The 23492-nt window shown below is 44.6% G+C and carries 28 protein-coding genes and 1 pseudogene; 2 read left to right on the top strand and 27 right to left on the bottom strand.

All coding sequences use genetic code 11. The features are described 5' to 3' along the window. Positions 1 to 19: 19 nt before the first annotated feature. From AC07KQ_RS14315 to AC07KQ_RS14245, 15 genes and pseudogenes are all read right to left on the bottom strand, one after another. Positions 20 to 2227, bottom strand: a complete 2208-nt coding sequence (locus AC07KQ_RS14315) for a relaxase/mobilization nuclease domain-containing protein (RefSeq protein ID WP_289420836.1) — start codon at positions 2225 to 2227, stop codon at positions 20 to 22. Beyond that, positions 2199 to 2603 (bottom strand): plasmid mobilization relaxosome protein MobC, encoded by a 405-nt coding sequence (gene mobC / locus AC07KQ_RS14310; RefSeq protein WP_049176868.1) that lies wholly within the window; start codon positions 2601 to 2603, stop codon positions 2199 to 2201. The genes AC07KQ_RS14315 and mobC overlap by 29 nt, the downstream gene beginning before the upstream one ends. 241 nt (positions 2604 to 2844) lie before the next feature. Then, entirely contained in the window at positions 2845 to 3120 is a 276-nt protein-coding gene (locus tag AC07KQ_RS14305; RefSeq protein ID WP_049176867.1) for a hypothetical protein, read from the bottom strand. An 87-nt stretch (positions 3121 to 3207) separates the two neighbouring features. Beyond that, the gene (locus AC07KQ_RS14300) at positions 3208 to 4182 is read right to left on the bottom strand and encodes an ArdC-like ssDNA-binding domain-containing protein (RefSeq protein ID WP_014566876.1); all 975 of its coding nucleotides are present in this window, start codon (positions 4180 to 4182) and stop codon (positions 3208 to 3210) included. Between the two features lie 17 nt (positions 4183 to 4199). Then, on the bottom strand, positions 4200 to 5357 hold the full coding sequence (locus AC07KQ_RS14295) for a hypothetical protein (protein ID WP_289420838.1): 1158 nt from the start codon (positions 5355 to 5357) through the stop codon (positions 4200 to 4202). Between the two features lie 35 nt (positions 5358 to 5392). Further along, a complete protein-coding gene (locus tag AC07KQ_RS14290; protein ID WP_193137606.1) occupies positions 5393 to 5623 on the bottom strand; it encodes a hypothetical protein in 231 nt (76 codons plus the stop codon). 17 nt (positions 5624 to 5640) lie between these two features. Then, positions 5641 to 6165, bottom strand: coding sequence for a hypothetical protein (locus AC07KQ_RS14285; RefSeq protein WP_194958966.1), 525 nt, complete (start codon positions 6163 to 6165; stop codon positions 5641 to 5643). 13 nt (positions 6166 to 6178) lie between these two features. Then, positions 6179 to 8656 carry a CHAP domain-containing protein gene (locus tag AC07KQ_RS14280; protein ID WP_289420841.1) on the bottom strand — a complete coding sequence of 826 codons (2478 nt, stop codon included), beginning with the start codon at positions 8654 to 8656 and terminating at the stop codon, positions 6179 to 6181. Beyond that, positions 8646 to 11102 (bottom strand): VirB4-like conjugal transfer ATPase, CD1110 family, encoded by a 2457-nt coding sequence (locus tag AC07KQ_RS14275; RefSeq protein ID WP_289420842.1) that lies wholly within the window; start codon positions 11100 to 11102, stop codon positions 8646 to 8648. Before AC07KQ_RS14275 ends, AC07KQ_RS14280 begins: the two co-directional genes overlap by 11 nt. Then, on the bottom strand, positions 11050 to 11421 hold the full coding sequence (locus tag AC07KQ_RS14270) for a PrgI family protein (protein ID WP_289420843.1): 372 nt from the start codon (positions 11419 to 11421) through the stop codon (positions 11050 to 11052). Before AC07KQ_RS14270 ends, AC07KQ_RS14275 begins: the two co-directional genes overlap by 53 nt. Before the next feature lie 17 nt (positions 11422 to 11438). Beyond that, positions 11439 to 12272 carry a VirB6/TrbL-like conjugal transfer protein, CD1112 family gene (locus AC07KQ_RS14265; protein WP_003571732.1) on the bottom strand — a complete coding sequence of 278 codons (834 nt, stop codon included), beginning with the start codon at positions 12270 to 12272 and terminating at the stop codon, positions 11439 to 11441. Positions 12273 to 12291: 19 nt separating this feature from the next. Then, on the bottom strand, positions 12292 to 12498 hold the full coding sequence (locus AC07KQ_RS14260; protein ID WP_003571730.1) for a hypothetical protein: 207 nt from the start codon (positions 12496 to 12498) through the stop codon (positions 12292 to 12294). A gap of 17 nt (positions 12499 to 12515) precedes the next feature. Then, positions 12516 to 14411, bottom strand: coding sequence for a VirD4-like conjugal transfer protein, CD1115 family (locus AC07KQ_RS14255; RefSeq protein ID WP_289420844.1), 1896 nt, complete (start codon positions 14409 to 14411; stop codon positions 12516 to 12518). Next, positions 14411 to 14887 carry a PcfB family protein gene (locus AC07KQ_RS14250; RefSeq protein ID WP_014566884.1) on the bottom strand — a complete coding sequence of 159 codons (477 nt, stop codon included), beginning with the start codon at positions 14885 to 14887 and terminating at the stop codon, positions 14411 to 14413. Before AC07KQ_RS14250 ends, AC07KQ_RS14255 begins: the two co-directional genes overlap by 1 nt. A gap of 18 nt (positions 14888 to 14905) precedes the next feature. Then, positions 14906 to 15268: pseudogene (locus AC07KQ_RS14245) on the bottom strand (immunoglobulin-like domain-containing protein); the annotation flags it as partial. A 59-nt stretch (positions 15269 to 15327) separates the two neighbouring features. On the opposite strand from AC07KQ_RS14245, the gene AC07KQ_RS14240 reads away from it, so the two are divergent. Beyond that, complete coding sequence (locus AC07KQ_RS14240) at positions 15328 to 15603, top strand: transposase (protein WP_003566536.1); 276 nt, start codon at positions 15328 to 15330, stop codon at positions 15601 to 15603. Further along, positions 15600 to 16463 (top strand): IS3 family transposase, encoded by an 864-nt coding sequence (locus AC07KQ_RS14235; protein ID WP_003663214.1) that lies wholly within the window; start codon positions 15600 to 15602, stop codon positions 16461 to 16463. The genes AC07KQ_RS14240 and AC07KQ_RS14235 overlap by 4 nt, the downstream gene beginning before the upstream one ends. An 84-nt stretch (positions 16464 to 16547) precedes the next feature. Here the strand turns inward: AC07KQ_RS14235 and AC07KQ_RS14230 are convergent, their stop codons facing one another. From AC07KQ_RS14230 to AC07KQ_RS14175, 12 genes are all read right to left on the bottom strand, one after another. Continuing rightward, complete coding sequence (locus AC07KQ_RS14230) at positions 16548 to 17819, bottom strand: immunoglobulin-like domain-containing protein (RefSeq protein WP_480156644.1); 1272 nt, start codon at positions 17817 to 17819, stop codon at positions 16548 to 16550. A gap of 23 nt (positions 17820 to 17842) precedes the next feature. Then, positions 17843 to 18109: a hypothetical protein gene (locus AC07KQ_RS14225; protein WP_014566886.1), complete on the bottom strand. Its 267-nt coding sequence runs from the start codon at positions 18107 to 18109 to the stop codon at positions 17843 to 17845. An 11-nt stretch (positions 18110 to 18120) separates the two neighbouring features. After that, positions 18121 to 18399 (bottom strand): hypothetical protein, encoded by a 279-nt coding sequence (locus AC07KQ_RS14220; RefSeq protein WP_003586951.1) that lies wholly within the window; start codon positions 18397 to 18399, stop codon positions 18121 to 18123. A gap of 379 nt (positions 18400 to 18778) precedes the next feature. Beyond that, entirely contained in the window at positions 18779 to 18967 is a 189-nt protein-coding gene (locus AC07KQ_RS14215) for a hypothetical protein (protein WP_014566889.1), read from the bottom strand. A 74-nt stretch (positions 18968 to 19041) separates the two neighbouring features. Next, on the bottom strand, positions 19042 to 19296 hold the full coding sequence (locus AC07KQ_RS14210; RefSeq protein ID WP_289420850.1) for a hypothetical protein: 255 nt from the start codon (positions 19294 to 19296) through the stop codon (positions 19042 to 19044). Between the two features lie 218 nt (positions 19297 to 19514). Further along, positions 19515 to 19790 carry a hypothetical protein gene (locus AC07KQ_RS14205; RefSeq protein ID WP_014566855.1) on the bottom strand — a complete coding sequence of 92 codons (276 nt, stop codon included), beginning with the start codon at positions 19788 to 19790 and terminating at the stop codon, positions 19515 to 19517. Continuing rightward, a complete protein-coding gene (locus tag AC07KQ_RS14200; protein WP_014566856.1) occupies positions 19777 to 20007 on the bottom strand; it encodes a hypothetical protein in 231 nt (76 codons plus the stop codon). The genes AC07KQ_RS14205 and AC07KQ_RS14200 overlap by 14 nt, the downstream gene beginning before the upstream one ends. Further along, positions 20000 to 20218 (bottom strand): hypothetical protein, encoded by a 219-nt coding sequence (locus AC07KQ_RS14195; RefSeq protein WP_014566857.1) that lies wholly within the window; start codon positions 20216 to 20218, stop codon positions 20000 to 20002. Before AC07KQ_RS14195 ends, AC07KQ_RS14200 begins: the two co-directional genes overlap by 8 nt. Positions 20219 to 20225: 7 nt before the next feature. Further along, positions 20226 to 20462: a hypothetical protein gene (locus AC07KQ_RS14190; protein ID WP_014566858.1), complete on the bottom strand. Its 237-nt coding sequence runs from the start codon at positions 20460 to 20462 to the stop codon at positions 20226 to 20228. A 526-nt stretch (positions 20463 to 20988) separates the two neighbouring features. Next, a complete protein-coding gene (locus AC07KQ_RS14185) occupies positions 20989 to 21216 on the bottom strand; it encodes a hypothetical protein (protein ID WP_014566859.1) in 228 nt (75 codons plus the stop codon). Positions 21217 to 21709: 493 nt separating this feature from the next. Beyond that, positions 21710 to 22447, bottom strand: a complete 738-nt coding sequence (locus tag AC07KQ_RS14180; protein WP_050894556.1) for a hypothetical protein — start codon at positions 22445 to 22447, stop codon at positions 21710 to 21712. After that, positions 22437 to 23492, bottom strand: a complete 1056-nt coding sequence (locus AC07KQ_RS14175; RefSeq protein ID WP_289420851.1) for a replication initiator protein A — start codon at positions 23490 to 23492, stop codon at positions 22437 to 22439. The genes AC07KQ_RS14180 and AC07KQ_RS14175 overlap by 11 nt, the downstream gene beginning before the upstream one ends.

The following is a 23492-nucleotide window of genomic DNA, read 5'->3' as shown; positions in this document are numbered from 1 at the left end:
AAAAGGACGCCTAGGCGTCCTATCGTTCAATATCATGATGATGTTGCTGTTCTTGCTCTTCCTGGGACGGTTCACCTTGTAAATTGTTCATTAATTCAGCAATGTCCTCCCACTTGTTGACCATGATGGTTTGCTGCTTGAGACTTTGTTCTAATGACCGTAGGGTTTTTTCTTGGTCTGTGATGACACTCGCCATTTCTTCGTTAGTCAGTAGTGGGTTAAAGTCTTGGTTTTGCAAATGTAGCACGGCGGTTTGATACATATTAATTTCATGTTGGTACTTCCTAGTGAGCCGGTGTTGCTCATTTGGTGAAACGTCCTCTAATTTGTCAATAATTGGTTGATATTGGTTGCGGGTAAAGATGAACTTTGCTAAGTCGTTGTAGGTGGTAATCTTATCGTGAAGCATTTCAATTTTCTGCTGCACGTCATGGAGCTGCGCTTTGACCGTTGTTACCTGCCGGCCTAATGACTGACGGTCAGTGATATGGTTGGCTCTCAATTCACCAAGCGTGGTTGACAAGCGCTTCACGTCAGCTTGCTGAGCTTGCATATATTGACGTTGTCGGTTTGCTATTAACCAACGTCCTAACATCGGCTGCGTTGACTTTAATGCGGGTTTCAACGCGGCTCCTGTCAAACTAACTGACTTTGGTTCTGGATCGTTCAACGTAGCAAAGGGCGTTGCATTGTAGTGCCAGTGATTGCCAATTTGCACTGTGTACTGTTGATGCAACCGGTCATAATTTACGGCGTCATTAGGGATAAAGACCCGTTCATAACCGGCATCAGGTAGCGTAATCGTTAGTCCCTTGTCAGAGTGACCAAAGACAGCTTGAGGAGGAACTTTTACCAGTTCAGGATTCAATCCTTGATCAAGATCAATCGCGTGTATCAATGCTTCACCACGGATTGAAACAGCGCGTGGCCGTTTTCCTGATTGATCCGTTAATGTGTAGTAATAATTGGCTTGTAGCGCAACTTGCAAATGATCAGAATCACCGCGCAATTCGTAACGATTCAAGTGAACTGTTAGCTGTCCTTCATTAGGCACTTCTAGTTGAACCAAAGCCCCCTTTTCATCAACACTTAGCACCTGATCCTCAGACAAGTCCATTAAGGTTTCGGTGTTGGTCATCTTCGACTTGGTTTGTTCCTGATACTCGGCTAAAATATCAGGAGCTGCCACCTTTGCTTTGAAAGCATTGGGGTCATGCCAATGCTCATTCATATAGTTTAGTTGGTAGGCAGGGGGTAGAAGTTCCGCGGGCACTTTAGTACCATCATGAAATGTGAATTGATAGCTACCATTGCGCTGCCGTTTGAGGGTAACATCATGTTCCTGTTGCAGCATGAAAGTTAAATCATCAAGGCTGTCACACATACCATAGACATCATCAATTAAGGTCATCAATCGTTGTTGATTGTTAGCATTTTCAGCAGTGGTTGTTTTAATACCTGCGGACGTGTAGGAACCAACATCAGATAGGCTTTTGTCGCGAATATTGCGCTGCTGGTCAGGCAACCGATACCCCCTATCTTGACCACGCTTCGTTGTCGTGATTTCTAGCTGGTTACATAGCTGATCAAACATTTCCGGTGATGTTGCACGAGACGCAACAAAACGCAGTCGGCGACGCAACTCCGCGCGGAATGATTGGTGAACATCCTTCTGGTGAACAAAGCCATTTTTGTCGAGTTGTTCTTCCCGTTTTAAGGACACGGACAACCCATGTTCAGCGGTCAAGCGATTACTGATCTCTTTGATCCGATTAGCCGTGATGTAAGGTTGGCTTCGGAACTTTTTTAAAGTCGTCATGGAGTAAGCGTTAAAAATGATGTGATTGTGGATATGATCCTTGTCAACGTGAGTCGCAATGACGAACTGATAGTCATCGCCGATTAATTCGCGCATGAGTTGTAGACCGATCTCGTGAGCCTCCTCCGGGGTGACATGATCGTCTGGTGAGAAAGACTGAATCAAATGGTAACTTTTGGCTTTTTTTAGCAAGTGTTGGCCGTCAACTTGACGACCGCCAACACGCTCAAAGTTGCCATTGTAGCGATGTGACATATCAGCTAACATTTCAAATTCAAACGATGCTGTTGGAGTGTCACAATGGACACCTTCAACTAACTCACCGTTTCGAGTTTTGAGCGGGTCGATAATGTATTTGATTGCGTCCTTCGTTGAACGGTTAATTGCGTGTATTTTCGTGATTGCCATTTAAGACCACCTGCTCATAACGATGAACAACGTCAAGACGATGTAGCAAGAGATTATTCACAGCCAAAAACAAATCGTAGACTTCACTTTTAACCACATTCATTTGTTCCTGGGTAAGTGATTCACTCTCGTTAGCTACGTGTGCCAATTGGTTCAAGTTATTTCCAATTCGAGCCATCTGTTCTATTAATTGTTTAGTGTCTGTGAAGTCGATATGAATAATCTGACTAGCTAAAAGAGATTGAATTGAAAAACTGTTGAATCGAGGATTACCAGCCATTGCCATACGCAATCTGAGAGCTTGTTCCTCGCGCAGGTTAAGCCTCGTGTGCTTTTGAATAGTTCGTTCCCTTTGCTCATTGTCTTCTGCCATCATGAAAAGCCCTTTCTAGTTATGTTATGGAAGTTCACATTAAGTCGAACATTGAAATACAGGCCCTTCTGCCATTTTTCTCAAAGTAGCATTCCGGGTGTTTTTCTACTGTCGCGAGATTTGCAAGAGGGTACCCTTTTGCAGAAAATTGACGATTAATCAGCTCCGCTGATAGTCAATTTTGTTTTGGGGGCACGCCCCCAATCCCCCGTTATTTTGAAGGGGTCTGCGACACCCTCCAAAATCAAAGTTCAAACCCTTCTAAGTTCTCATTTTGGCTCAGCCATTTCTGATAATCCTCGACCGAAAGGTCGCGTAATTTTCGGATCGTTTCGTCGTAACATTCGAGGGTAAATTCTTTCTCAATTGGATCTGTGATACCTGTCAGGTCATTAGAAATATCATCACGTACTGCTTTAACCTTTTGTAGAATTGCCGGCGGTGTATCTTCGCTCACAGACTTGCGATGAAGTAAGATAATGTCACGATCAAATTCGTTCATTTCGTCAATGGTTTTCATGTTGGTAATTCCTTTCTTGGGTGATCAAGGGCTGGAGAAAAGCAAGGGCTGGAGTGTCCTCTTGAGTGAGAGTATTCAACAAATGAGTTAGCGGGTTTTCTCCTGCGTTGCTTGCACCAGCCCTTGCTCTTTTTTTGCGATGTTTTCCGTTGTCGCAATGGTTTTAGCGCGTTCTATTTTTTGATCAAGCGTCAACGGTTTCTCACGAATCTTTTCAAGGTTTTGATCAACGGTTTTATTGAATTTTTCGGCAGTGGATTGGATACGCGTTAAGCTTTTGGAGAGCTGGGAAAGATCCTTATCTTTCGACCAAACAGCAAGGTAAGGGAACGTATAATCACTCGTGTCAATTCCCAGATGTTGGCAAACGATAAACGCGGTACTTTCAGCTTCCAATTCCATGGTTGAACGATCCAACTTTAACTTCGGATCACAGTGTAATTCACTGTGCGCGAGTTCATGAATCAGCGTCTTAATGGTTTGCTTCTCGCTCATACCGGAACGCAATTGGATTTCTTTTTTGAGTGGGCGAGTAACACCCTTGGTTTCGCTGCTCGGCATCTCATGGCTAAAGCCCACATGAAAGTCAGTTGCTTGAACAAGTTTGCTATAAATAGTGGCATAATTTGGTACTTCACCAGTCAGCTCATGTGTGAACATTTTGATAGGCTCACCACTGGTCTGAGAGTAATCAAAGACAGCTGCAGGTCGGCAGAATACTTTGCTCTCTTTTACGCGTTTAATGGTGCCATCAGGTTGCCGAACTCTCTTTTCGTACTTGTGTTCGCCACCCGCCAATATCCTGATACCTTTTTCGTGTTGATTAACTTGTCGATGGTACTGATTTTTCCATGTGTGATACCCCGCAACAAAAGTGGCATGTGGGTTCTGTAAATAGATGAGTAACTGGTTTCTGACACTGTATTGATGAAACCCGCTGATGAACTTTAAATACTCTCGATATTCGTCAGTAGAGAAGACTTTTTTGGCGCCATCTTGCGCCAACGCCAGTAACTCTTTGGTACTCTTTGGTGGTTGCTTTTCTTGGCTTGATGTTGGCATCTTTATCACGCTTTCCTTTACGAATTTGGGTTGTTACTTTCTCCTAATGTGTTCAGGGCATGTTCAAATGTTTTAACGGTTTGCTTAGCTTGCTGACGCTTGTCTGCAGGTTGTTTCGGATCGCTTGCAATCTTGTTAAAAGCATCAATACCAGCCGCATACTTTTTCCCGACTTCAATCGCTTGACTAATGGTTGAGTCCTTTAGTTTGTCGTTGATTTTTTGAGCTTTATCGAAGTCCCTTTGTCGCACATACCCCAGCGCAATCACCTCTGATAGCGTTTTGCTCTTGAGCTGCTCGTTAATTAGTACGGCGGCATCAAATTGCTTAGTGTGAACATAGGCAATGGCGAGTTTGCCTTGGCGCTCCTGAGATAGCGTCACACGATTACTCATCGCGATGACTTTTGGATAATCGTGTTGCAGGTAAGCAAGATCAAACAGTGTCTCAGCTTTTGGGTAGACACGTTGAAACTTAGCGAGTTGCTTCACGTTACTTTGATCTGTAAGGGTTTTACGCACATCGTCCCGTCGATTCGGATATAGCTTACCGGCTTGAAGGTAGTCCCCCTTCTTAATCAGGGAGGTGTAGCTTGGGGGTGCGTTGTACGCATCAACGACTAGTTTTGTTCCAAACAAAAAGCCGCCTGCTATTATCAGCAAAGCGGCAATTGTTATCAGGTGTTTGAGAAACGATCGACTAACCCTTGGTAATGAAATTGAAGGTAATTTGATAGCATTTTGTTTCGGTTTTTTGGCAGTAGTTCTACGTGATCGATTGCTTATCCTTTTTGGCGTTGTATCAGCCGCCAACGAGTCGGTAAGAACTGGTTCAGATGCAGGTTCGGATGCAGAATCCGGCTCAGTTTCATTCGCTACTGAAACGCCTGTTGCTGGTGGTGAAGTTACCTCTTGCCGTTGAGAAATTAAGTCTGTGATCAGATCCTCAATTTTTCCTTCAATCGGTAGCTTAATCTTGACGGAAAAGGCAACTTGGTCACGGTGATAGGCCGTGATTTGGCAGCTACCATGTTGCGCTAAATCAAACAGGTGATCACTAGCCGCCTGCAACTGTGCTAGCCCATCATCAAACGGTTGCGGGTCGGTAGCTAACGCGATCCCCTCTTGATTGGTAATCTTGATGGTGTCAGTCTCTTTATCTTTTTTCCGACCCACATCAGTCCCTCCCTTCCATGCCTCTTGTACGATCATTAATGAAACCCAGGGGCTTCATCATGGCTTTCTTTTTTAAGTAGCTTCGCAATGTCGTCATAAGTTAGATGGCTCTCAGATAACAATGCGTCAACCTTATCGGCTTTTAAGACTTTGAGATCACGCCTAGCGGCCGTCAGTTGTTGCTGCACCTTTTTTTGCTGCTCTTCTAGTTCTTTGATCCGGTTCTCTTTACTCTTGATTCGCTTTTCCAGACTCGTACTTGCCATTATTGATTGCTCCTTTATTAGTCATGACTTGCCTGTGATTGATTGAGACGATATAGCGTGCACCCAATTATCCTTTGCTGCTTCATCGGCAAGCGCAGCACTAAATCGTTTTTTATTCTGTTGCCGTCGCTGGTGATAGTGTATGCTACCCGTGCCATTGCAATTGTTTCGGAACCTGCTTGTGTATAAGTAACCTCGCGATGCTGGTACGTCACCTTATAAGACAGATCCGGACCAACACCCGCTTTACCAATATTAGCCGGTGGTACGATTTGATCTGCTATTGCTTTGGTCGATAGCTTCTCAAGTTGATCGTGTCGTTTTTGTTGATCCGCACGATATCCAACAACTAAATCCGCAAAAACAAGGACTCTTTTATCTACCTTTTTTGATTCACCGCCTGTTATTGCGTTCAGATGCGTTTTTGTTTCTTGTGAGACGCTTTGACTGTCCGACCAACAATACCAGCCTACGACCATCAAAGCCGTCATTAGCACGGCATACAGCGGTAATAGCCAGTGGCGCCATCTGTGTCCTTCCATCGTCTTCCTCCTTTTACCGTGGGTGAATATAGGTGTAAGCTCCCACGTTTCCTAACGTTTGCAAATTTGGCCCTGGTTGCTGCTTGAAGCCCGTTCCTCCCTGAGAGATGGTAATTGTCCCTTTATCCAAATCAACTGATTCTACATACGCCACATGCCCGTATACCGGGTCTGCCTGCCAATTACCAACCATTTGGCCTGCGGCAAAACTGACCAATGCCCCTTGTTGAGGGGTATGATCGACGCTGAATCCTGCGGCGGCTGCTGAGCTACCCCAGTCAGCACCATTGCCCCAGTTATTAGCAGCCCATCCGGATCTGGCTTTTGCCCACCACGTACACTGACCTACAGGATAAGAATTACCACCATTATGCAGCGTGATATTACCGATTGAGTCACCACTCTTGAATCCAAAAATGGCTAAAAGTTTGTTGACGTTGGGTACCCAGTTAAGATTCAGATTGTTAGGGTCATTAATGGCGCCAATAGGTGCATAGGCGGCGCCTAACTTCTGGACAGTATTCAAACCACGGGTAACAACTAAGTTATGCAACGTGTTCCCGGTGGCATCAATACCAGCTTCTAGCGATGGATAGGCAATGATCGTACCACCACTCATTTGACCACTAGGATTATTTGCACCACGAACCGCAGCACTTGTTCCCCATGAGGATTCTGTCCCCATAATTGCGGCAATAAGCGCCGGATTAACGCCAGCCTTTTTAGCTGCGTCGATTGAGTAACTTTCCTTGTCGACCAAAACACCGTTAGAAAAATACTTAACCCACGCGGCATGAAACTTGTTGGCGTCAAAGTCTTGACCCGTTAAATTGCCACCACTGGTCACCAAGCCATAAGTCGTGGCATACGTGTATTTCACATTTGGTAAAGCAAAGGCAGGATTTAATTCTTCCTCAACAGGTGGCAAAGGTGCTGAACTTACCACAACGGTTGAACTGGAAGCGGAGGAAGAGTTCTTTGAAGATAAACCTGGTGCCTGAGAGACGCTTTCTAAGGTGCTCGACGATGATGGTGTTGATGAAGACTCGTCAGGAGCGCTCTGCTGCGTGATTTTGATAAGCTGAAGAGTGATGTTCTTTTCGCTAGTTCCGATTTGATCTCCTTTCTTGATTTCCTGGTTTGGTTTAACCGTCACGGTTTTGAGCCCACCGGTCACGGTTCGTTTACCATCAGTTGCGATCGTCACACTTCCATTTGAACAGGCAGTCACTGTGCCGGACATCACGGCCACAATCTTTTTTCCAGTCTCGCTTGAAATCCGAATGTGATTAGACATGTTCTTTTGTCCGCCACGCATTCGCCAGGCGTACCGGTCGTTGACCATGATCGTTGCATTCTGATCTTCAAAGGGCGATCCTAGAATCTCTTGCGTTCGATATTGACCCACTTGACCCATTGCATCTAGCCGATCTTTATCATCTTGTGAGAGTGCTTTAGGATGGTTCTTCTCCCACTCATCAAAGCTAGACAAATTGACGGTCACAGTTTTTTCATCAACCGTCACCGACATCATCTGATCATGTAACTTTTTAATCTTCTGTTTGAACGCATCATCAACGGTGAAGTCGTCATACTTAATCGACAAATAGGCCAATTCGCGGTCAAAGTCAGAGATTAATTCAATCCCATCTGTTGTTGCTTCCTGACCATTGATAATCAGTGAACGTCCGTTTCCGTCCGTGTTAGCCATACTGTCAATGACCTTCTTAGTGGCATCAGTGTCCAACTCCGTAATGTAACTGTAGGCGTCAGTTAAGGGCTTAGAATCGGCTGTCGTCGACATCGTAGGCACCAACCAGCCAAACATGGAACTCATCAAGGCGATCAGACCAAACACAAGTCCCACTAATAGGAGAATAGCCATCGACTTGATCACGACTGGTAGCATCAGAATGGCCTTTAACAGATGCCTGATTGAACTAATAGGATGACGCCACGAGAAGGTAGCACCCTTTAAAGCACGCTGCTTCATCATTTTTCTGACGGATTTACGGCTGTATGAAGTTTGAACTGGCTTACCTAACTTTTTTGCTAGTCGCTTGCTTTTACGATTCCTATGGCGCTTCAACCGGGCTTTTAAGCGGCTCTCTCCTTGCGTTGTCTTTGACAACGTTTGGTAGGTTGGATCGTTTTGCTCTTCACTTTGCTGACCATTGGTAGCTGCCAGTACAGTGCTCTTCTTAGCCGTTTCAATCGCGCCATGTTGAAGCGCTTCTCTACTACGGTGCCGAAAACGTTTGACCCAACTAGCCTGTTTCTTTTTATGCTTAGCGTTTTGTGCTAAAAGGCCACGCCTAAACTGCCCTTTTTTTCGGACAAAACGTTTGCCACCAAAGCCGCCAACGCCTTGTATGCGATATTTGTTACCGCGCAAGGCTTTCTTAAACCGGCTCGGATCACTACTGACTAAAGCGTCTTTAGGGTCATGATGCTGCTTATTAAGCAGCATGTCTTTCCAATTATTCACCACTCACCTCGCCTCCATCCTCATGCAGTTTCTTGCAGGAAATATATTGCTCCATGTCTTCTGGTTTCGTGGACATGATCTTGTAGAGCTTGGTCTTCTTCGGAAAGTCATTCTCAAATGGAATGACGGCGTCACCCGCAATCATCAAGCCATGACCGGAGTCGGCATTGGTGATATAGCCTTCCTCCTGTTCAGACAGATGCAGCATTTCTGTGAGCTGACCACGGTCATTGGCAGCTTGGTCAAGCAAAAGCACAAATTCACTGTTAGACAACATGCGGCGGGCATTATCACTCAGTAGCAAGGTTTCAACGTTTTGCGTAATCCCAGTAGGCAACGCGCCCCATTTACGGGCACGCGACCACAATTCAAAGAAGTAGTTAGATGCAAATTCATTGCTCAAGAGCAGCTGCATTTCATCAACGTAAATCCACGTCCGTTTGCCTGAGTTCCGGTTCTTTGTAATCCGGTTCCAGATTTGGTCAAGCACAATCAACATACCCATTGATCGCAGGTTCTTACCTAAATCCTTGACGTCATAGACAACCACTGAATTGTCATTGTCTACGTTCGTTTGATGCGCAAAAACAGACAACGACCCTTCAATATACGGCTCAAGCTCAAGCGCAATTTGCTTCCCCTCTTCTTCGGACTGTTGTTTAAGGGTATTTGATAGATCAACCATTGTCGGCATCGCTGTATGCTGCTCAAAATAGCGTTGATACGTTAAACGACAAGCACGATCAATCAAAGTCCGGCGCTCAGCTGACAGACCGTTTTTGCCACCGAGTAGCATGTCGCACATAGACAAAATGAAGTCTGTTTTGAAAATGACAGGGTCTTCATCGTCACCGTAATCTTCATTGATTTCCATTGGATTGATATGCGCTGCGGCACCTTGGGAGATCGGTATGACTTCGCCACCTAGCGCTTGCGCAACCGCTGAATACTCACGCTCTGGATCAATAATCAATACTTCGGAGTCAGCATCACGTAACCGTACGGACAGCATTTCCTGCTTGCTGGCAAATGACTTACCAGCACCGGGACGACCTAAAATCATGCCGTTACCAGCTTTCAAGTTCCGACGATCCGCAGTCACTAGGTTTTGAGTAACTTGATTGACGCCATAAACTAGACCGCTACTGTCACTTAGCTCTTGAGCAGTAAATGGTATAAAAATAGCGGCCGCTGAGGTTGTCAGTGTCCGCGATACTGGTACATAATTTTGTCCCCACATGAGCACAGAATTAAGGGCTTGTTCTTGGAGATAATCGAGATTTGCAAATTCGCAGCTATGTCTACGACCGGCCGCTTTAACTTGCTCGATAATCTCATCAAGCTGTTGATCGGTCTTTCCCTGTGCCATGACGAGGAATGTCACGTCAAAGAGTTGCTGGTTATCGTCTTGCATCTGTTGGAGCAAGTCCTCAGCTTCATCAAGGCTGTGCGTCAGGTTCTCCGGTAGAATATCAGGATCATACCCCGCTTTCATCGCCTTCTGCTGCTCATCAGCTTTCTGCTTCTGCATAAAGCCTTTCTTCGTCTGCACCATCTTCATGCCTTTTACTGGATCGATAGGGTGAATTTGAATGGCAATCTCCAAGTCCGCCATAATATCCGTTAAATCAGTAATCAGACGATCGCTGATTTCGGGTGGATAATCTCGCAAGTACAACACTTGTGCAACTTGGTCGCCCATTGTAAAACGGTTCTTTGCGTGTTTGAAATTGAAGCTGGTTGGTGCAATTACTGAGTGTGTCGTCAAGCCACTATATTTGAGATCGTCATAGTCAAAATGCAACACACTGCCAGGCCTCAATGTGGCATTAGCAAGTTGGAGTCGGCGCAAACCATTCAACGGACGCGCTGTTGATCCCATTTGATGAAAACTGGTAACCACATTCGCCTGTAGTTGATTCAAACTGGTTTTAGCACGTTGTCGGTCATCAGCATGTTGCGTAAAGGTTACGTACTTCTCCTTTAGGAGACTCGTATTGCCGCTTTCAACTCTTTCTCGCATGATGTGGTTCATCTCATCACGGAGCGCGTTGAGATCATCAGGTCGATGCTTGAAGGACGTCTCCTGCATGAACTGGCGAATGTCCTTTCGCCTATTGATGATATTAATCTGAACAGTCGATTCACTGTCAAAGCCATTAAGAAACTCTGCATATTTGCTAAAGATGTCACTTTGATGGTCGCGATCGCTAATTTGATAGTTAATATCGGAGATCGCAACACTCTTAGAAAAAACACCTGGTACCACTTCACAGAGGCCGTCTTCATACATGGCACGATAAGCTAAACTGTCTTGAGTTGCTCTTGATGGTGCATTTTTCCGCTCTTGCTTGCCACGTTCCTTTTTGTGGCGTTGTAACAACTTCAAGGCTTTACTATGGCCTGTCTTCTTTGTATTCTTTGATCTTTCCTCGGTTCTTGTGAACATGAAGGCTAACCTCCTTTCGATTTTCATAAATTCTTAGCCCGTTCATTTGTTGGTAATGCAAGATGATGCCGATATACTTTTCTAATGGCATTCCTTTTGGCCTGATCCAGCCAAATGCCAACACTGGCATATCCAATAGGATTAGCACATTACCGGCACTATCCATTGACCAGTGCAACTTCCAGACCAGGAAATAGATAATGCCCGCTGAATAGATGAATGCGATCGTAGCACAGATTAGTTGCCGTAAATCCATCGTGCCTATGATACGTTCTTTGTAGGTCTTGATTTCTTTGGGTACTCTCACGCGTAAAGCCACTGTTACTCACTCCTTTCCTACATTGCTGTTGTCAGCGACTTCGCCCATGAGTTTGTTTGGAAGACCGCAAAAATTAGTAGAATTGAAAATCCCATCAATGATGCTATTAATGGAAGGACGCCACTTTTATCGACATTCGCAAATGCTGTTTTCATGAGGAATGGATAGAACAGCTGCACCATATAAATGAGGGTTCCTTGTATGGATACTGCCATGAAGCTCTTGAAGAAGTTTTTAGCAATCCCTGAAAACTCATGATGGGGCATGGTTGCAATTGGAATAGGTGACACAGCCAAAAACACATACATCTGTAAAAACCGGCCGGTGACAACAACATTAACTAAGACTGTGGCAAGCATGGTAATGAGCATGACAAAAAGAAGAAGCACCATGATCATCAGCTTCGTCCAAAAACCTTCTTTTACTAAGGGACTATAAATATCATCAACGCTAATAATGGTGCCCATATGTCCAGAATTCACTAACTTACCGATACCCTGTGATAGCGTGATACTCACTTGCATAATGGCATTCATGAATAAATTCATGCTATCCATTGCAATCTTACAAAAAGCCACCTTCACTAAGGCGGCTGAAATCAGCCTGACCCCTGCATCTGATCCACCTCCCATAGCTTCTACTTGTTCCGAAATTCGATATAGTTCTAGCAACGCAAACAACGCCAGAATCATATATCCGACCGGCATCATCACATTAGTCTGGATCGTTGTTGCGAATCCGTATAAGTCCTTGCTCCACCCTGCCAACGTTTCGGTAATGCCGTTAGCCTTTGCGGAACCAGAAACGGAGTTCAAGATAAACTTAATAAATCCCTTGATCGTGTTATCCACGCGGTTCCGCCTCCTCACATCACGTTAGTGAAATAGAGTTGAACAATGCTCCAGCAGCAATGATTAAACCGCCACCTGCAATTGTCCAGATACCACTTTGAATACCAGGCCCATTGTGATCCTTCAAAGCACCACCAAGACCAACCAAGCCCCAAGCGGCGTAAATAGAACCACCTGCAATAGCAAATTTTGACATTAAAGAAATCGCTTGAGATAAAACGTTCATGTGTTGTTCCTCCTTATTTATCGATATGTGTCTAATAGATTGACATCAGTCAGGATATCCGAACCCTGTTCGTTCTCCTTGACGTCATCATCCTTGGTTTCCTCTTGACTGACATTAGCCAGGAAATCTGACTCTGATTTGGATTCTTCTGTTTCTACCTCACCACCTTTGTTGTTCTCGCTTTTAAGTTGAGGCTGATATACATAGTCTGAGTGATCCGTTTGAAGCTCCTTGTACCGTGGATGTTTTTCCAACGAATATTTTTGCGACAAAAATGGCGGCACACCTCTGAGCATGTAAATACTCTGGTCGCCGCCAATTCGATCGACTTCATCAGGCGCTAACAAATCACGCGCGATTTTGTCGTAGTTTTGGTTGAATGAGCCATTATTGCCTTTGGATTCACCATAACGCTGAACGTCTATCGTTCCTTTGCCAAGAATCTTGGAAATGTACTGAGCGGTTTCACTGTCGTGTCCGCCAAGGTACAGCAGTGAATCCGAGGCACCGAGAATCGCCTGGTATGACTTTGGATAACGTTCTTTGAGCTGGCTGAGTTCCTGCACAATTGGCACACAGAAAATGCCCCGTGAACGCAAGGTATTGATACGCTTGTCAAATTGTGGAATCTGTCCACTGTTTGCAAACTCGTCCTGCCAACAAACGACTGTTTCATTAAGCCGGCCGTTGGCCTGATGGTCAGCATGTTCTACCAAAGTAGTAAACAATGTTTGGTAAACCAAGCTGACCAAAAAATTAAACGTTTCGCTTTGATCAGGTAAGATCAGAAACAGAATTCGTTTTTCATCTCCTAATTTTTTAAGTTCTAGTGTGTCGTCACTGGTAATATCAATAATGCTAGGCACATCAAACGGTGCTAAACGAACACCAAGTGAAATGACGATACTCATGGCTGTTTTGGCTGGTGCGAGTTTGAAGATACCATATTGTTTAAGCCCAAACGCATCCGGGAAGTCCTTTTTGAATTCTTCAAATATTAAGTCAAGTGGCGTTGTGTTCCCACCAGCGTCCTCCTCAATTGTTGCTGCTCTGACTAAGTCCAAAACATTGGGTACGTTGGCAACAACACGGTTGTCAGGATTGCCAGACTCTAAACGTAAATAATCAAACAAGGCTTGCATGAGCGCTTTTTCGCCTTTATCAAAGAACGGATCGCTTTTACTTTGCGGTGAGGTTGTGTTTTGCATGATAGCATTCACAACTTCAATGACATCATCCTCATTGTTGATATAAGCGAATACATTGAAATGATCAGTGTGTTTGCGAGTCACCAAATCAAAGACCTTAATCTTATAGCCAGACTTCTCAAAAAAGTTACCCACCCATCTAAGCGTCTGTCCTTTGGTATCAGTAACAACATAGGAGCTGGAACGCTGCAATAGATTAGGTACGACAACGGTTCTGGTTTTACCAGAACCAGCACCCCCGATGACCGTCACAAATTGATTTCGCTGCAGTTTCATTGGCCGTTTATGATCCAAGTCATTCAAATACAGCTTTTCCGTGGCCGTCATAATCAGGTTGTTATCTGGGTTTTTGGTATCCTCAAATGGGAGAATATCCTTATGAGTCCCCCATTTTGCGCTCCCGTGTTCCTCACCTGGTCGATAATTTTTCTTATTGGTCAAGGCATATAAAACTACCAGCGCTACAACTGCCAGTAGAATAAGACCACCTAGGAATGGTTTGCCATTGAAAGTCGGCGGCCACCAAGAAACCTTGCCAAGATTGTTAGACACGTACAGTATTTTGTCGAGTATAGACTTAGCGTCTTTGTCCTGGACGTTATAGGCGGCTCGCGTTAAACCACTGCCAACGATATATACCGCAGAACTACCAATAGCCACAAGGCCGAAATTCCAGACTAGGTTTTTCGCTTTTTCTTTGTCCATCAGCGCTCACGTTCCTTGCTACGCTGTCGCGGCTTTTTCTCTTTTTGATTGCGTTCCTTTGCGGTCACTTTAGCCTTTTCAATCTTTTCTTGAAGCGTTTGGCCGTGTTCGGGTGTTTTGTCAAAGTCCTTAACAACCTTCTGCAAAACAAGTTGAACTCGGTCTACATCAGCACCCTTAAAAAAGACATGGTACATGCCCGTTTCCTTGTCTCGGCGGATAGAAAAGTCAACGTGATACTTTTTAAACTTCTTTCCGAGCGCGCGCAGATCGGTTTTACTAATATCCACGTGTTCTAGCGCACCCCTTTTTTGCAATTCCGCAATGTTTTGTTTACCAGTCGTCCGCTGATGATGGATTGCTTGTTTGCTCATATCCATTGCTTTACTTGGCAACTTGACGGCCAGTGCTTTAAGGAGCGCTTGCGCGGACAAGGTGCTTAACCGTAGAACATACTCTGCTGCTTGGTTGTCCATTTGATTCACCTACCCTTTTTAGACCGTTTCACTGACTGTTACGGTCAAATTTTGCGTTGTTGTTTGGCCGAATTTATCCGTCACGGTATAAGTCAGCACATAGCTGCCAGGTTTACTGGTATCAACCGAACCTTCGACATCAACAGTGACATCGCCATAAGAACTGGTAGCCGTAACACTAGCCTTTGGATCAAAGTGATCGCCAACTTTGAGTTTTGTCGGTACTTTAGACAGATCAAGGGTTGGCTTGTCAGCCACAACGTTGATAGTTACTTCCTTGACGGTCTTCTGTCCAAACTTGTCAGTGGCTGTATAAGCAAGCTCATAGCTACCAGGCTTGCTGGTGTCAACTGATCCATCTACAGCCACAATCACGGCTCCTATGCTGTAATTACGGACAAAAATAGTTTGTGCGATAATTGACAGATGAGGAATATTTTATGACCAATACAGCTATTCGCTACACCCCCGAATTTAAGCAAACCTTGATTGATCTTCATGAAAAAGGACACTCATTCAAAGAACTACATGAAGAATACGGTCCTTCCTTAGACACTATTCGCAAATGGGTTCAGGCGGCCACTGTCATTGCCATTGATCATCAAGGTACTGCTGTGACCAACGAACAGTTCAAGCAACTTCAAAAAGAAAATCGCCGTTTGAGGGAAGAACTCGATATTTTAAAACGAGCGGCGGTGTTGCTGGCAAAGCGTTGATTCATAGCGGCCGAAAGGCCGCTCTTTTTATGATTCAAGATCAATTGAGCCGGGGGCACCGCATCACAGTTATTCTCCGAGCGTTACGGATCCCTTCGAGTACCTACTATGACTGGTTAAGGTGGCATCCTAAGTCACGAAATCGCCGCCGAATTAAGCTTAAAGAGCTGGTTCAGGTTCTTTGGCAACGTCGAAAGTTTTACGGATACGTGCGGATTGCTAAACGTATTCGTAAATTACTTAAATGCCGCTTAAGTGACCGCACGATTTGGAAAGTCATGCGTGAATTGGGGATTCAATCGACAATGTATCGTAAACGCTCTAAAAAGCCTACCACAACCACTGACATGCCACAAAAACCTAATTTAATGCGACACCTAGCTGACTTGTCTGAGGTCGTGACCACCGATATCACCTATATTCAACTGATCAACCAAAACTGGGTTTACCTTGCAACAGCGTATGATCCAAAAGCGAGAAAAGTCTTAGCTTGGCAAGTGGGTCAACAGATGACACAAGACCTCGCGGTCGCACCGATTCAAGCGTTAATTCACCAAGGTTATACTTTTAAGATGGTTCATAGCGATATGGGTAGTCAATATACCAGTCGTTTGTTTGAGACAACCTTGACAGATGCGCACCTGCGTCACTCATATTCTCGCAAAGGCAAACCGGCTGATAACGGGCGGATTGAGGCCTACCATTCGCTATTGAAACGAGAATGGGTCCGGTTGGAGCAGATCAACTATGAATCAATTTTAGACGTCACTGAATCCATTGCTCGTTACAACACCTTCTACAATCATGATCGCGAGACCAACGGTCGCGGTGCTTGCAAAAGAAAGTCAGCAGCTGCATAAGTAACCGTTCAATAGGCGCACAGCCCTGGGGAAAGCACCAGATGTCAGGGCTTGTTTGTCGTACCTATGGCACGTTAAACAAGATTAAACGCTGATAAAAGATCTGATAATGCGTGAATTTAAGTGACAACCATACGCATTCGGCAGAACCGTACAATTTTTGTCCGGGCCATTGACATTCTTGCCCACATCGCCATAAGGACTAACCGCTGTGACATTGGCCTTCGGGTTAAACTGGTCTCCCACCTTGAGTTCCGTTGGAACCTTCGACACATCAAGTGTCGGTGCCGTGGCAAACACCGTAACCGAACGTTTCAGCGTTGTCACAGCACCATTCTTATCAGTGACGGTATAAATTAGTTCGTAATCACCAAGTTTGCTGGTATCAACGTCTCCTGCAACCTTGATTTCCGTTGTGAGGTCACCATCTTGATAATCATCAGCCGTAACACCTTGTAACGGATCAAAGGCATGACCAACCTCAGTTTGATTGTTCCCCGAGACATGAATAACGGGAGCGTCATTAGTCACGACAACATCACGCGTAGCACTCGTTTTGTGCCCTGCGCTGTCTGTCACTTGGTAGGTCACTTGATAAGTCCCCTCCGTGTTAACGTCCACAGTGCTGCATAACACAACCTTGTTGGTCAAATCACCATCTTTTACATCATGAGCACTTACACCGTCCATTAAATTGAAGGATTTTTGACCTAAATGCAGATGCAGGTCATCAGCAAAGGATATGGTCGGGGCTTGGTCAACTGGTGCTGGTGTTGGATTCGGATCTGGCGTTGGGTTTGGCTCTGGTGTTGGCGTTGGATTCGGATCTGGCGTCGGGTTTGGCTCTGGTATTGGTTCCGGCGCTGGATTTGGTGTTGGACTAGGTTCCACCGATGGCGTCGTCTTGGTATCAGTCGTCTGTTTATCTGTTAACGGTTTAGGTTCAGGCGTTGTTCCTGTATTGTCTGCCGCTTTTGGCGTGTTCTGTTCCGCTGTTGCCTGATCTGCCAACGAAATAAGGCTTTGACTATTACTCGACTCAAGCTGTTTGCTCAAATCATTTTTACTGAAAGGAAAGGCGACTACTGTTTGATCACTTTTATCGCTATTCGGCAGATCCGGAGCCAGGGCATCTTTTATGGTCTGATCGGCTTTGTTAGAGGAAGGCTTTGTGTTCTTCTGTTTTTGCTCGACCTTTTTTGACGGCGTCCGCCATTGCTTAGATGGAGTGCTACTTTTCTTGACTGATTGCGAAGCGGGGGCAGCGTTTAACTGATAAGCCGTATAGCCGCCGCCTCCCAAGACAATCGCACTTATCAGCAAGATTGCTGCTGTTTTCTTTTTGTTGTTTGCCATGAATGAATCCTCATTTTTCCGCATTAATATGCTTCAACAAATCGCTTAAACTCGTTCTGAGGGCGAACATAAGCCACGATCACGCGCTCTTTGCTTGGTAACACCCGCACGATCTCACCAATACAAGTTGTATCTGGCAGAATAGGCCAACCAGTCTCGATGCTTAGCACCGCATGACGCAACTTCAACATCAATGCCTTCTCCTTTGGGGGTGGGAATCTGATTTCAAGAAGACCATTGTGCCGCTTAGCTTCCTTGATGTCTTTTGTTTGAAGAACCAAATTGAACATATGATCACCTCTTATATCAAGTTTTTTGGGACGGACTTAATGCGTTCTCCGCTAATCACTAGACTGCCGTCTTTTTTTAATTCAGCTGACACCACCTTTAGAACCAAAACATTTTTCAGCTGGTTAGGCGGCTTAATATTGCCAATCACCACCGTCATACCAGGCTTAATTGGATAATCAGCATGATCCTTAACCCATGAAGCTCGGACTCGATAAGAAAGAGCATCATGATCTTTCGAAATCAACTTCAAATTGCGATCATGTAACCAAATACCTACAGGTTCAGCCATGTTCAGTCTCCTTTCTTTAACGCAAAAAACACCTGCAATTAGCTGGCATTTGGCGTTCATTATTTTGGCATTAGCCAAGGCCGCTTCGTGGAATCGAACCACGTTTCCCAGTAGCGGCATTTGTTGTCCAGTGACACACCATTAAATTGCGTAGCAGAGCACAACTTTGGTAAAATGGAGGTACGTTAATACCTAATAAAAACGCGCCCTAGGGCGCGCTTTTTGCTTGTTGACGATGTTTTTCAAGAGCTTCCTGTCGTTCCTCTTCACGAGAACACAATCCGCTAATCCGAATAGTTGCAAGCTCACACAAAAGGATAAAGCCTAGTAATACCCAAAAACTGCATTTGAAAATCAGCCACAACATCTTAATCTCTCCTCACTTTTCAGTTTTTGAATTGTAGGACGGTAAAAAGCCTGAATCATAAAGTCTTTTCTCAGTAGCAATCAACCGACACACCAATGTTGAGGGTCGTTCCTTAGTAACCTGACAAAGAGCTTTAAGCTGCTGCTTCTCTTCTGGCGTCAAGGTGATTTGGTAACGTTGATTATTTTTGTTGGCTGTCATCTTTCCTCCATTCAAAAAGTGCCATCACTTCTCCTGACTAAGTCAAGAAAGTGATGGCACTTTCTGGTTATAGATTAGCGCATTTTAAAACCAAGCAACATACTTATCAGTAGTACGATGCTACAAGTGAATGAGGCTGCTTGCAGCGAAAGCGAGTGTCTGGTAACCAGCATTCCCGCAATGATCAGAATGATTTGGATCACCGCAACAATGATCATAAAATCTCGATTGTACCGTCCCTCTTGCGTGGTGATTTTTTTCTTGCGAGTTAACCAAATGATGACCAATATCAAAACGATCGTTAGTAAATTCCAAACTGCTACAAGCATGGTACACGCCTCCTTTTAATCATATTAAAGCCGTTTGTGCCTTTACAGCAACATAAAAACCCCGACCGAGTTAGGTAGCAGTCAGGGCTCTTTGGAGATGGTAAACGTTTGACACCCACATCCGGCTAAAAGTAACCCTGACACTAAAATGATCCCACCCGTTTTTACCATCATTTTCATTTGTTTCAGCCTCCTATTTGGCCTCTTCTTATGCGTGGTTATAGCAAATTGCTATCAATGACAAGGACTCTTGGCGCTACTTCCTGTTGTAAGGTTTGCTTTTCTTTTTCAATTAAAGCATCACGAAAGTCTGCTAAGTCATGCGCTTCAAGCGTTATATCGGCTGCACGCGTCAGAGAAACTTCATGAGGATTTAATTCATCAAAAGCGTTGTCAATTTCCCCTTTGTAAATTACAATGGCTTCTTCTGGGCTATTAGCTGAAATCAATGCATAATAATCATGATCTTCAGTTCTAAACTCATAGAATCGCATGATGATTGCCTCCTATTCGCCATTCCTTAACTGGATGTTGTTGGTGATACGCCCATTCCTGCTCTGGTAATTCCGGTTTAAGCTCCTCAGTTTCTCCTGGTCTTAAAGCCGTCATGTAATACCCATGATCAACAAAAGTATAACGCACGCCCTTTTCCAAATGTGGTAGAGTCTTCCCCACACCATTAACAAAAGGCACTTTTGTCTGTTTAAGCACCCAAACTCACCGCCTTCACACTTGATCCTAATACCCCATGTCGTACGACGATTCGTTGATCGGTCTTGCTTTCTGCTAAGATCTCAATCCATTCACGTTGTCGTACCAGATCGTGGTCATATAACCGTCGCGCCCGATCATAAGTTGCGTAATAAATACTCGTCAGCCGATGTTGTTGCATAAACACAAGTAACTGGTCGATTGCTTTCATCTCTAGATTACCTCATTTCAATTTCTGAATGAACAGCGTTTTGGTGACGTTTCCCCTTTAACCTGACGGTCTTACTGCGATTGAGCCAGGCCATTAACAAGTGGCGTTCTTGCAGACTCAAGTCATGCATATGAGCGCGGCGATATTTAAAATAGTCTTCAACCGTCGTGATCTTGCCAAGTTTAGTCATGTTGACAAACTCAGTCACAACTTCATGTTGCTGTAGCTTTTTTCGCTGTTGCATGGCACTACTCCTTTTGGTTCAACTAACAATATGATGCCTACGCATGAAGCATAGGTGAGGTCTGACCTCATGGTTTCTTAAAAAGCTAATAAACGTTTTTATTGCGTGAAATTCTCGAGTTTTCTAGGCATGAAACTCGCTAAACCTCAGCGTCTATGACGCTCGATTGACAGCTCTAGGCATATGCTGACGACCTTTCCAGCCATTCACTACCACCCAAGCAAAAACTTGCTGACACTCACCGTCGAGTGATTCACGGTCTGGTTCTAAGCCGCAGCAAAGAACGGTCAAACACATTATGTCTCGCCCGTTTTGATGTTGACACGGACTATTGGTGGCGGCACGGAATACCGAGGCGTTCCTCACCCGCTTGATTTCGCGGGCAACCATCTCCCCTTCACATACCGGCTGTGAGGAACACCGTCGAAAAAGGCCGGAGGGAGTTTAAGGCTATTCAGATTTCAAAGAGCTAAAGTTAGTTGTGCGTTCACACGCACGCATCATATTGTGAGTTGAACTGGCGTGATTATGACAGCTTGTATAAAGCCGCCTGTGGATGTTTGCGCTTGGCAATCATCGTATGGTCGCTGTTGTAAACACTGCGAATCTTGGGGTAAAGCTGTTCAATTGCCTCAACCGAAGCATGATCCCGATCGTAAAAGGAACCATTCGCGTGATTGATGAGCACCCGTCGATCAAAAGTCCGAACGCAAAATGCCTGTCTTACAACTCCTGAACGTGCTAGAATAGCCATTGTAACAACTCCTTTCTTAGGATCAGCAGCACCAAGAGAAACACAAAAATAAGGGGCGCGCTGCCTGCTGGCAACGCGCCCCTCACTTCGTCTTGTTTGGCTGCTATTTTGACGTCTCCTACTTTCGCTCTAAGACTTCTCTAAGAGAAGTTCCACAGCGGTCACAAGGTCTGTTAAAATAAACTTGCCGCGCTTAACGCGGTGAAGACGGCAGTTGCTAGGCTAGCGGTGACTAGTTCTAGTAACAGTCACAGTGCGCTTATCCTGGATTGGTAGTCTAGGTCAGTGCTGTGATGCTGTCTTATTTTTTTGTATTCCCCTTGCTACTGTTGATTCTGAATTCAAGATAACACTTGAATTTTTTGAATGCAAGCATTAGTGTGTAGAGGAACAAATTAAGTAAGGCAAACATGTGTTGAATTGAGCAGGTAGACAAACGAATGTTCGCCTATATTTATTATAGGACCTGGTTCCTTTTTAGACAAGAATTTTTCTAATTCTTGTCTTTCTTTTTGCTCTTCTCTAGGTTGGCTAACTCTTCACGAACCCTATGATGGCGGCGAATCACTTTACGAACTCGGTTATGTTTTTGCTGTGCAGAATCAAATGGCCCCCGGTAATCTTTCTGTCGTTGTCGCTCAGTTCTTTGTCCTTGTTTGACTTGAACAGACGAGGCATATTGGCTTGTGAACTCAATCATAAATTGATCTGGTACAACCCGGCCATCTTGTAATTGCCGCTGCTTTTGTTTGGTAACATAAAGCACCATCACATCATGTAGCTGGCCATCTTTGCCACGAACATGCGCAACTCGCCCTAATGGCCGATCCGGAATGACCAAATCATCAGGGACTAGCCAGTAGTATTTAGTCGGTCGAATGCGCTTTGGCGTCATGAAGTAACCTGCCATCATAGTAACTTTTCCAAGTACCTTGACGTGACGATTACGATGCTGCGTAAAGGCTTTTAACTCCGTATCAGTCTCTGTTTTCTCCTGGATCAAGCGTTCTTTGACGGCGGCATAGCTGTGCTTTCTAGCTTCTTCCGCTCGTTGATTAGCAGTTTTTTGTGCCTCTGCCAGAATATCCTCTCGTTCATCAGGATCACTCGTTTGAATCATGAGTAAATGCAGACCGGCACGTTCTGCCTCAGTTAGCTCTTTGAGGTTTTTGAGCGCTACCTCTTCCGGAAAGGCTTCACGTTTCCGTTGATTAAACTCTTTAGAATTCATCAGGGTCGCCTCCATTAGCTGTCATGAGTGATTTGTTCCAGTATGCCACCAAGGTCTCTTTCATAGCACCAAACAAGTAATTTTCGACATTGTTAATTTTTTTACTGTCAGAACGTAAAACGTTAAAAAACCGGCGCATAGTCTTGTTGATCATTTCTTGGCACCGCGGATCATCTAGGACAATTGCCGTTCCTTCATGTTCCCTTTCTACAGCCTTTTTGGCATTTAGAATAATGCCTAGAAAGCGACGCATTTGTTTAGGCGAGCGACACCAAAGCCCTAGTAGTTCAACACCTTCTTTGTTGAGAAAGAGGCCGCCATTTGCTGATTCAGGTAAATAATCTTTGGCCCTTCTCACTAGGTCTTGATTTTGTTTACGAATAATTTCCGGGGAATATTGATCGGTAGAAAAGTCGAACTTTTCTGTCTCTTTATTGTCTCTAGCTTGTGTCTCTAAGTCTTTATATTGATATACTAAAGAATTTTTAGTTCCGCTTGTAGCAAGGGATTGAGGGACTTTATCGCGGGCTAAAGAATTTTTAGTTCCGCTTGTAGCAAGGGATTGAGGCATTTTATGTCGGGCTAAAGAATTTTTAGTTCCGCTTGTAGCAGGGGATATAGTACTTTGACTTGCTTCATTCTCGCGTTTGTACACGTCGGTTGCAGATACATTGAGATCGCCCAAATATAAGCGATTGGGATTATTCCGTTTCATTTTCGGATCAAAGCCCATTTTTTTCTGGAAGAGGAGGTTTGCTTGTTCTAACTCTTTTTTGGTTTTGATTACCTTGGGTTCGGAGCAGTTCAAAATCTGTTGAAGCTCAGTATTTGAAAAAATGAAGTAAATATTTCCGTTTTCGTCCACCCAGTCATTGTGAAGCGAATATTCCAGTCGATCTTTCAAAATGACGTACGCCAACTTTGCTTCTGCAGAAAGGTTTTTGTATGTAGGACTGTACAAAAGAACTTTTGGAAACTGAAAGAAAAGAGTCCCGTAAACTTTTGTCGCTTGGTAAAATTTAAAACTCGAATTTATTGGGTTCAT

The organism is Lacticaseibacillus sp. YLM2-1 (assembly GCF_056583465.1).
Note: the sequence above shows the minus strand (reverse complement) of the source record. Positions and strands in the feature narration are given on the sequence as shown.

What these genes read in the sequence shown, in the direction of transcription:
- AC07KQ_RS14255 (WP_289420844.1), bottom strand. Translation starts at nt 14,411, where the DNA reads ATGGACAAAGAAAAAGCGAAAAACCTAGTCTGGAATTTCGGCCTTGTG.
- mobC (WP_049176868.1), bottom strand. Translation starts at nt 2,603, where the DNA reads ATGATGGCAGAAGACAATGAGCAAAGGGAACGAACTATTCAAAAGCAC.
- AC07KQ_RS14225 (WP_014566886.1), bottom strand. Translation starts at nt 18,109, where the DNA reads ATGTTCAATTTGGTTCTTCAAACAAAAGACATCAAGGAAGCTAAGCGG.
- AC07KQ_RS14175 (WP_289420851.1), bottom strand. Translation starts at nt 23,492, where the DNA reads ATGAACCCAATAAATTCGAGTTTTAAATTTTACCAAGCGACAAAAGTT.
- AC07KQ_RS14190 (WP_014566858.1), bottom strand. Translation starts at nt 20,462, where the DNA reads ATGCAACAGCGAAAAAAGCTACAGCAACATGAAGTTGTGACTGAGTTT.
- AC07KQ_RS14180 (WP_050894556.1), bottom strand. Translation starts at nt 22,447, where the DNA reads ATGAATTCTAAAGAGTTTAATCAACGGAAACGTGAAGCCTTTCCGGAA.
- AC07KQ_RS14220 (WP_003586951.1), bottom strand. Translation starts at nt 18,399, where the DNA reads ATGGCTGAACCTGTAGGTATTTGGTTACATGATCGCAATTTGAAGTTG.
- AC07KQ_RS14290 (WP_193137606.1), bottom strand. Translation starts at nt 5,623, where the DNA reads ATGGCAAGTACGAGTCTGGAAAAGCGAATCAAGAGTAAAGAGAACCGG.
- AC07KQ_RS14210 (WP_289420850.1), bottom strand. Translation starts at nt 19,296, where the DNA reads ATGCTTGTAGCAGTTTGGAATTTACTAACGATCGTTTTGATATTGGTC.
- AC07KQ_RS14240 (WP_003566536.1), top strand. Translation starts at nt 15,328, where the DNA reads ATGACCAATACAGCTATTCGCTACACCCCCGAATTTAAGCAAACCTTG.
- AC07KQ_RS14195 (WP_014566857.1), bottom strand. Translation starts at nt 20,218, where the DNA reads ATGAAAGCAATCGACCAGTTACTTGTGTTTATGCAACAACATCGGCTG.
- AC07KQ_RS14205 (WP_014566855.1), bottom strand. Translation starts at nt 19,790, where the DNA reads ATGCGATTCTATGAGTTTAGAACTGAAGATCATGATTATTATGCATTG.
- AC07KQ_RS14260 (WP_003571730.1), bottom strand. Translation starts at nt 12,498, where the DNA reads ATGAACGTTTTATCTCAAGCGATTTCTTTAATGTCAAAATTTGCTATT.
- AC07KQ_RS14275 (WP_289420842.1), bottom strand. Translation starts at nt 11,102, where the DNA reads ATGTTCACAAGAACCGAGGAAAGATCAAAGAATACAAAGAAGACAGGC.
- AC07KQ_RS14250 (WP_014566884.1), bottom strand. Translation starts at nt 14,887, where the DNA reads ATGGACAACCAAGCAGCAGAGTATGTTCTACGGTTAAGCACCTTGTCC.
- AC07KQ_RS14305 (WP_049176867.1), bottom strand. Translation starts at nt 3,120, where the DNA reads ATGAAAACCATTGACGAAATGAACGAATTTGATCGTGACATTATCTTA.
- AC07KQ_RS14285 (WP_194958966.1), bottom strand. Translation starts at nt 6,165, where the DNA reads ATGGAAGGACACAGATGGCGCCACTGGCTATTACCGCTGTATGCCGTG.
- AC07KQ_RS14230 (WP_480156644.1), bottom strand. Translation starts at nt 17,819, where the DNA reads ATGGCAAACAACAAAAAGAAAACAGCAGCAATCTTGCTGATAAGTGCG.
- AC07KQ_RS14215 (WP_014566889.1), bottom strand. Translation starts at nt 18,967, where the DNA reads ATGACAGCCAACAAAAATAATCAACGTTACCAAATCACCTTGACGCCA.
- AC07KQ_RS14300 (WP_014566876.1), bottom strand. Translation starts at nt 4,182, where the DNA reads ATGCCAACATCAAGCCAAGAAAAGCAACCACCAAAGAGTACCAAAGAG.
- AC07KQ_RS14315 (WP_289420836.1), bottom strand. Translation starts at nt 2,227, where the DNA reads ATGGCAATCACGAAAATACACGCAATTAACCGTTCAACGAAGGACGCA.
- AC07KQ_RS14185 (WP_014566859.1), bottom strand. Translation starts at nt 21,216, where the DNA reads ATGGCTATTCTAGCACGTTCAGGAGTTGTAAGACAGGCATTTTGCGTT.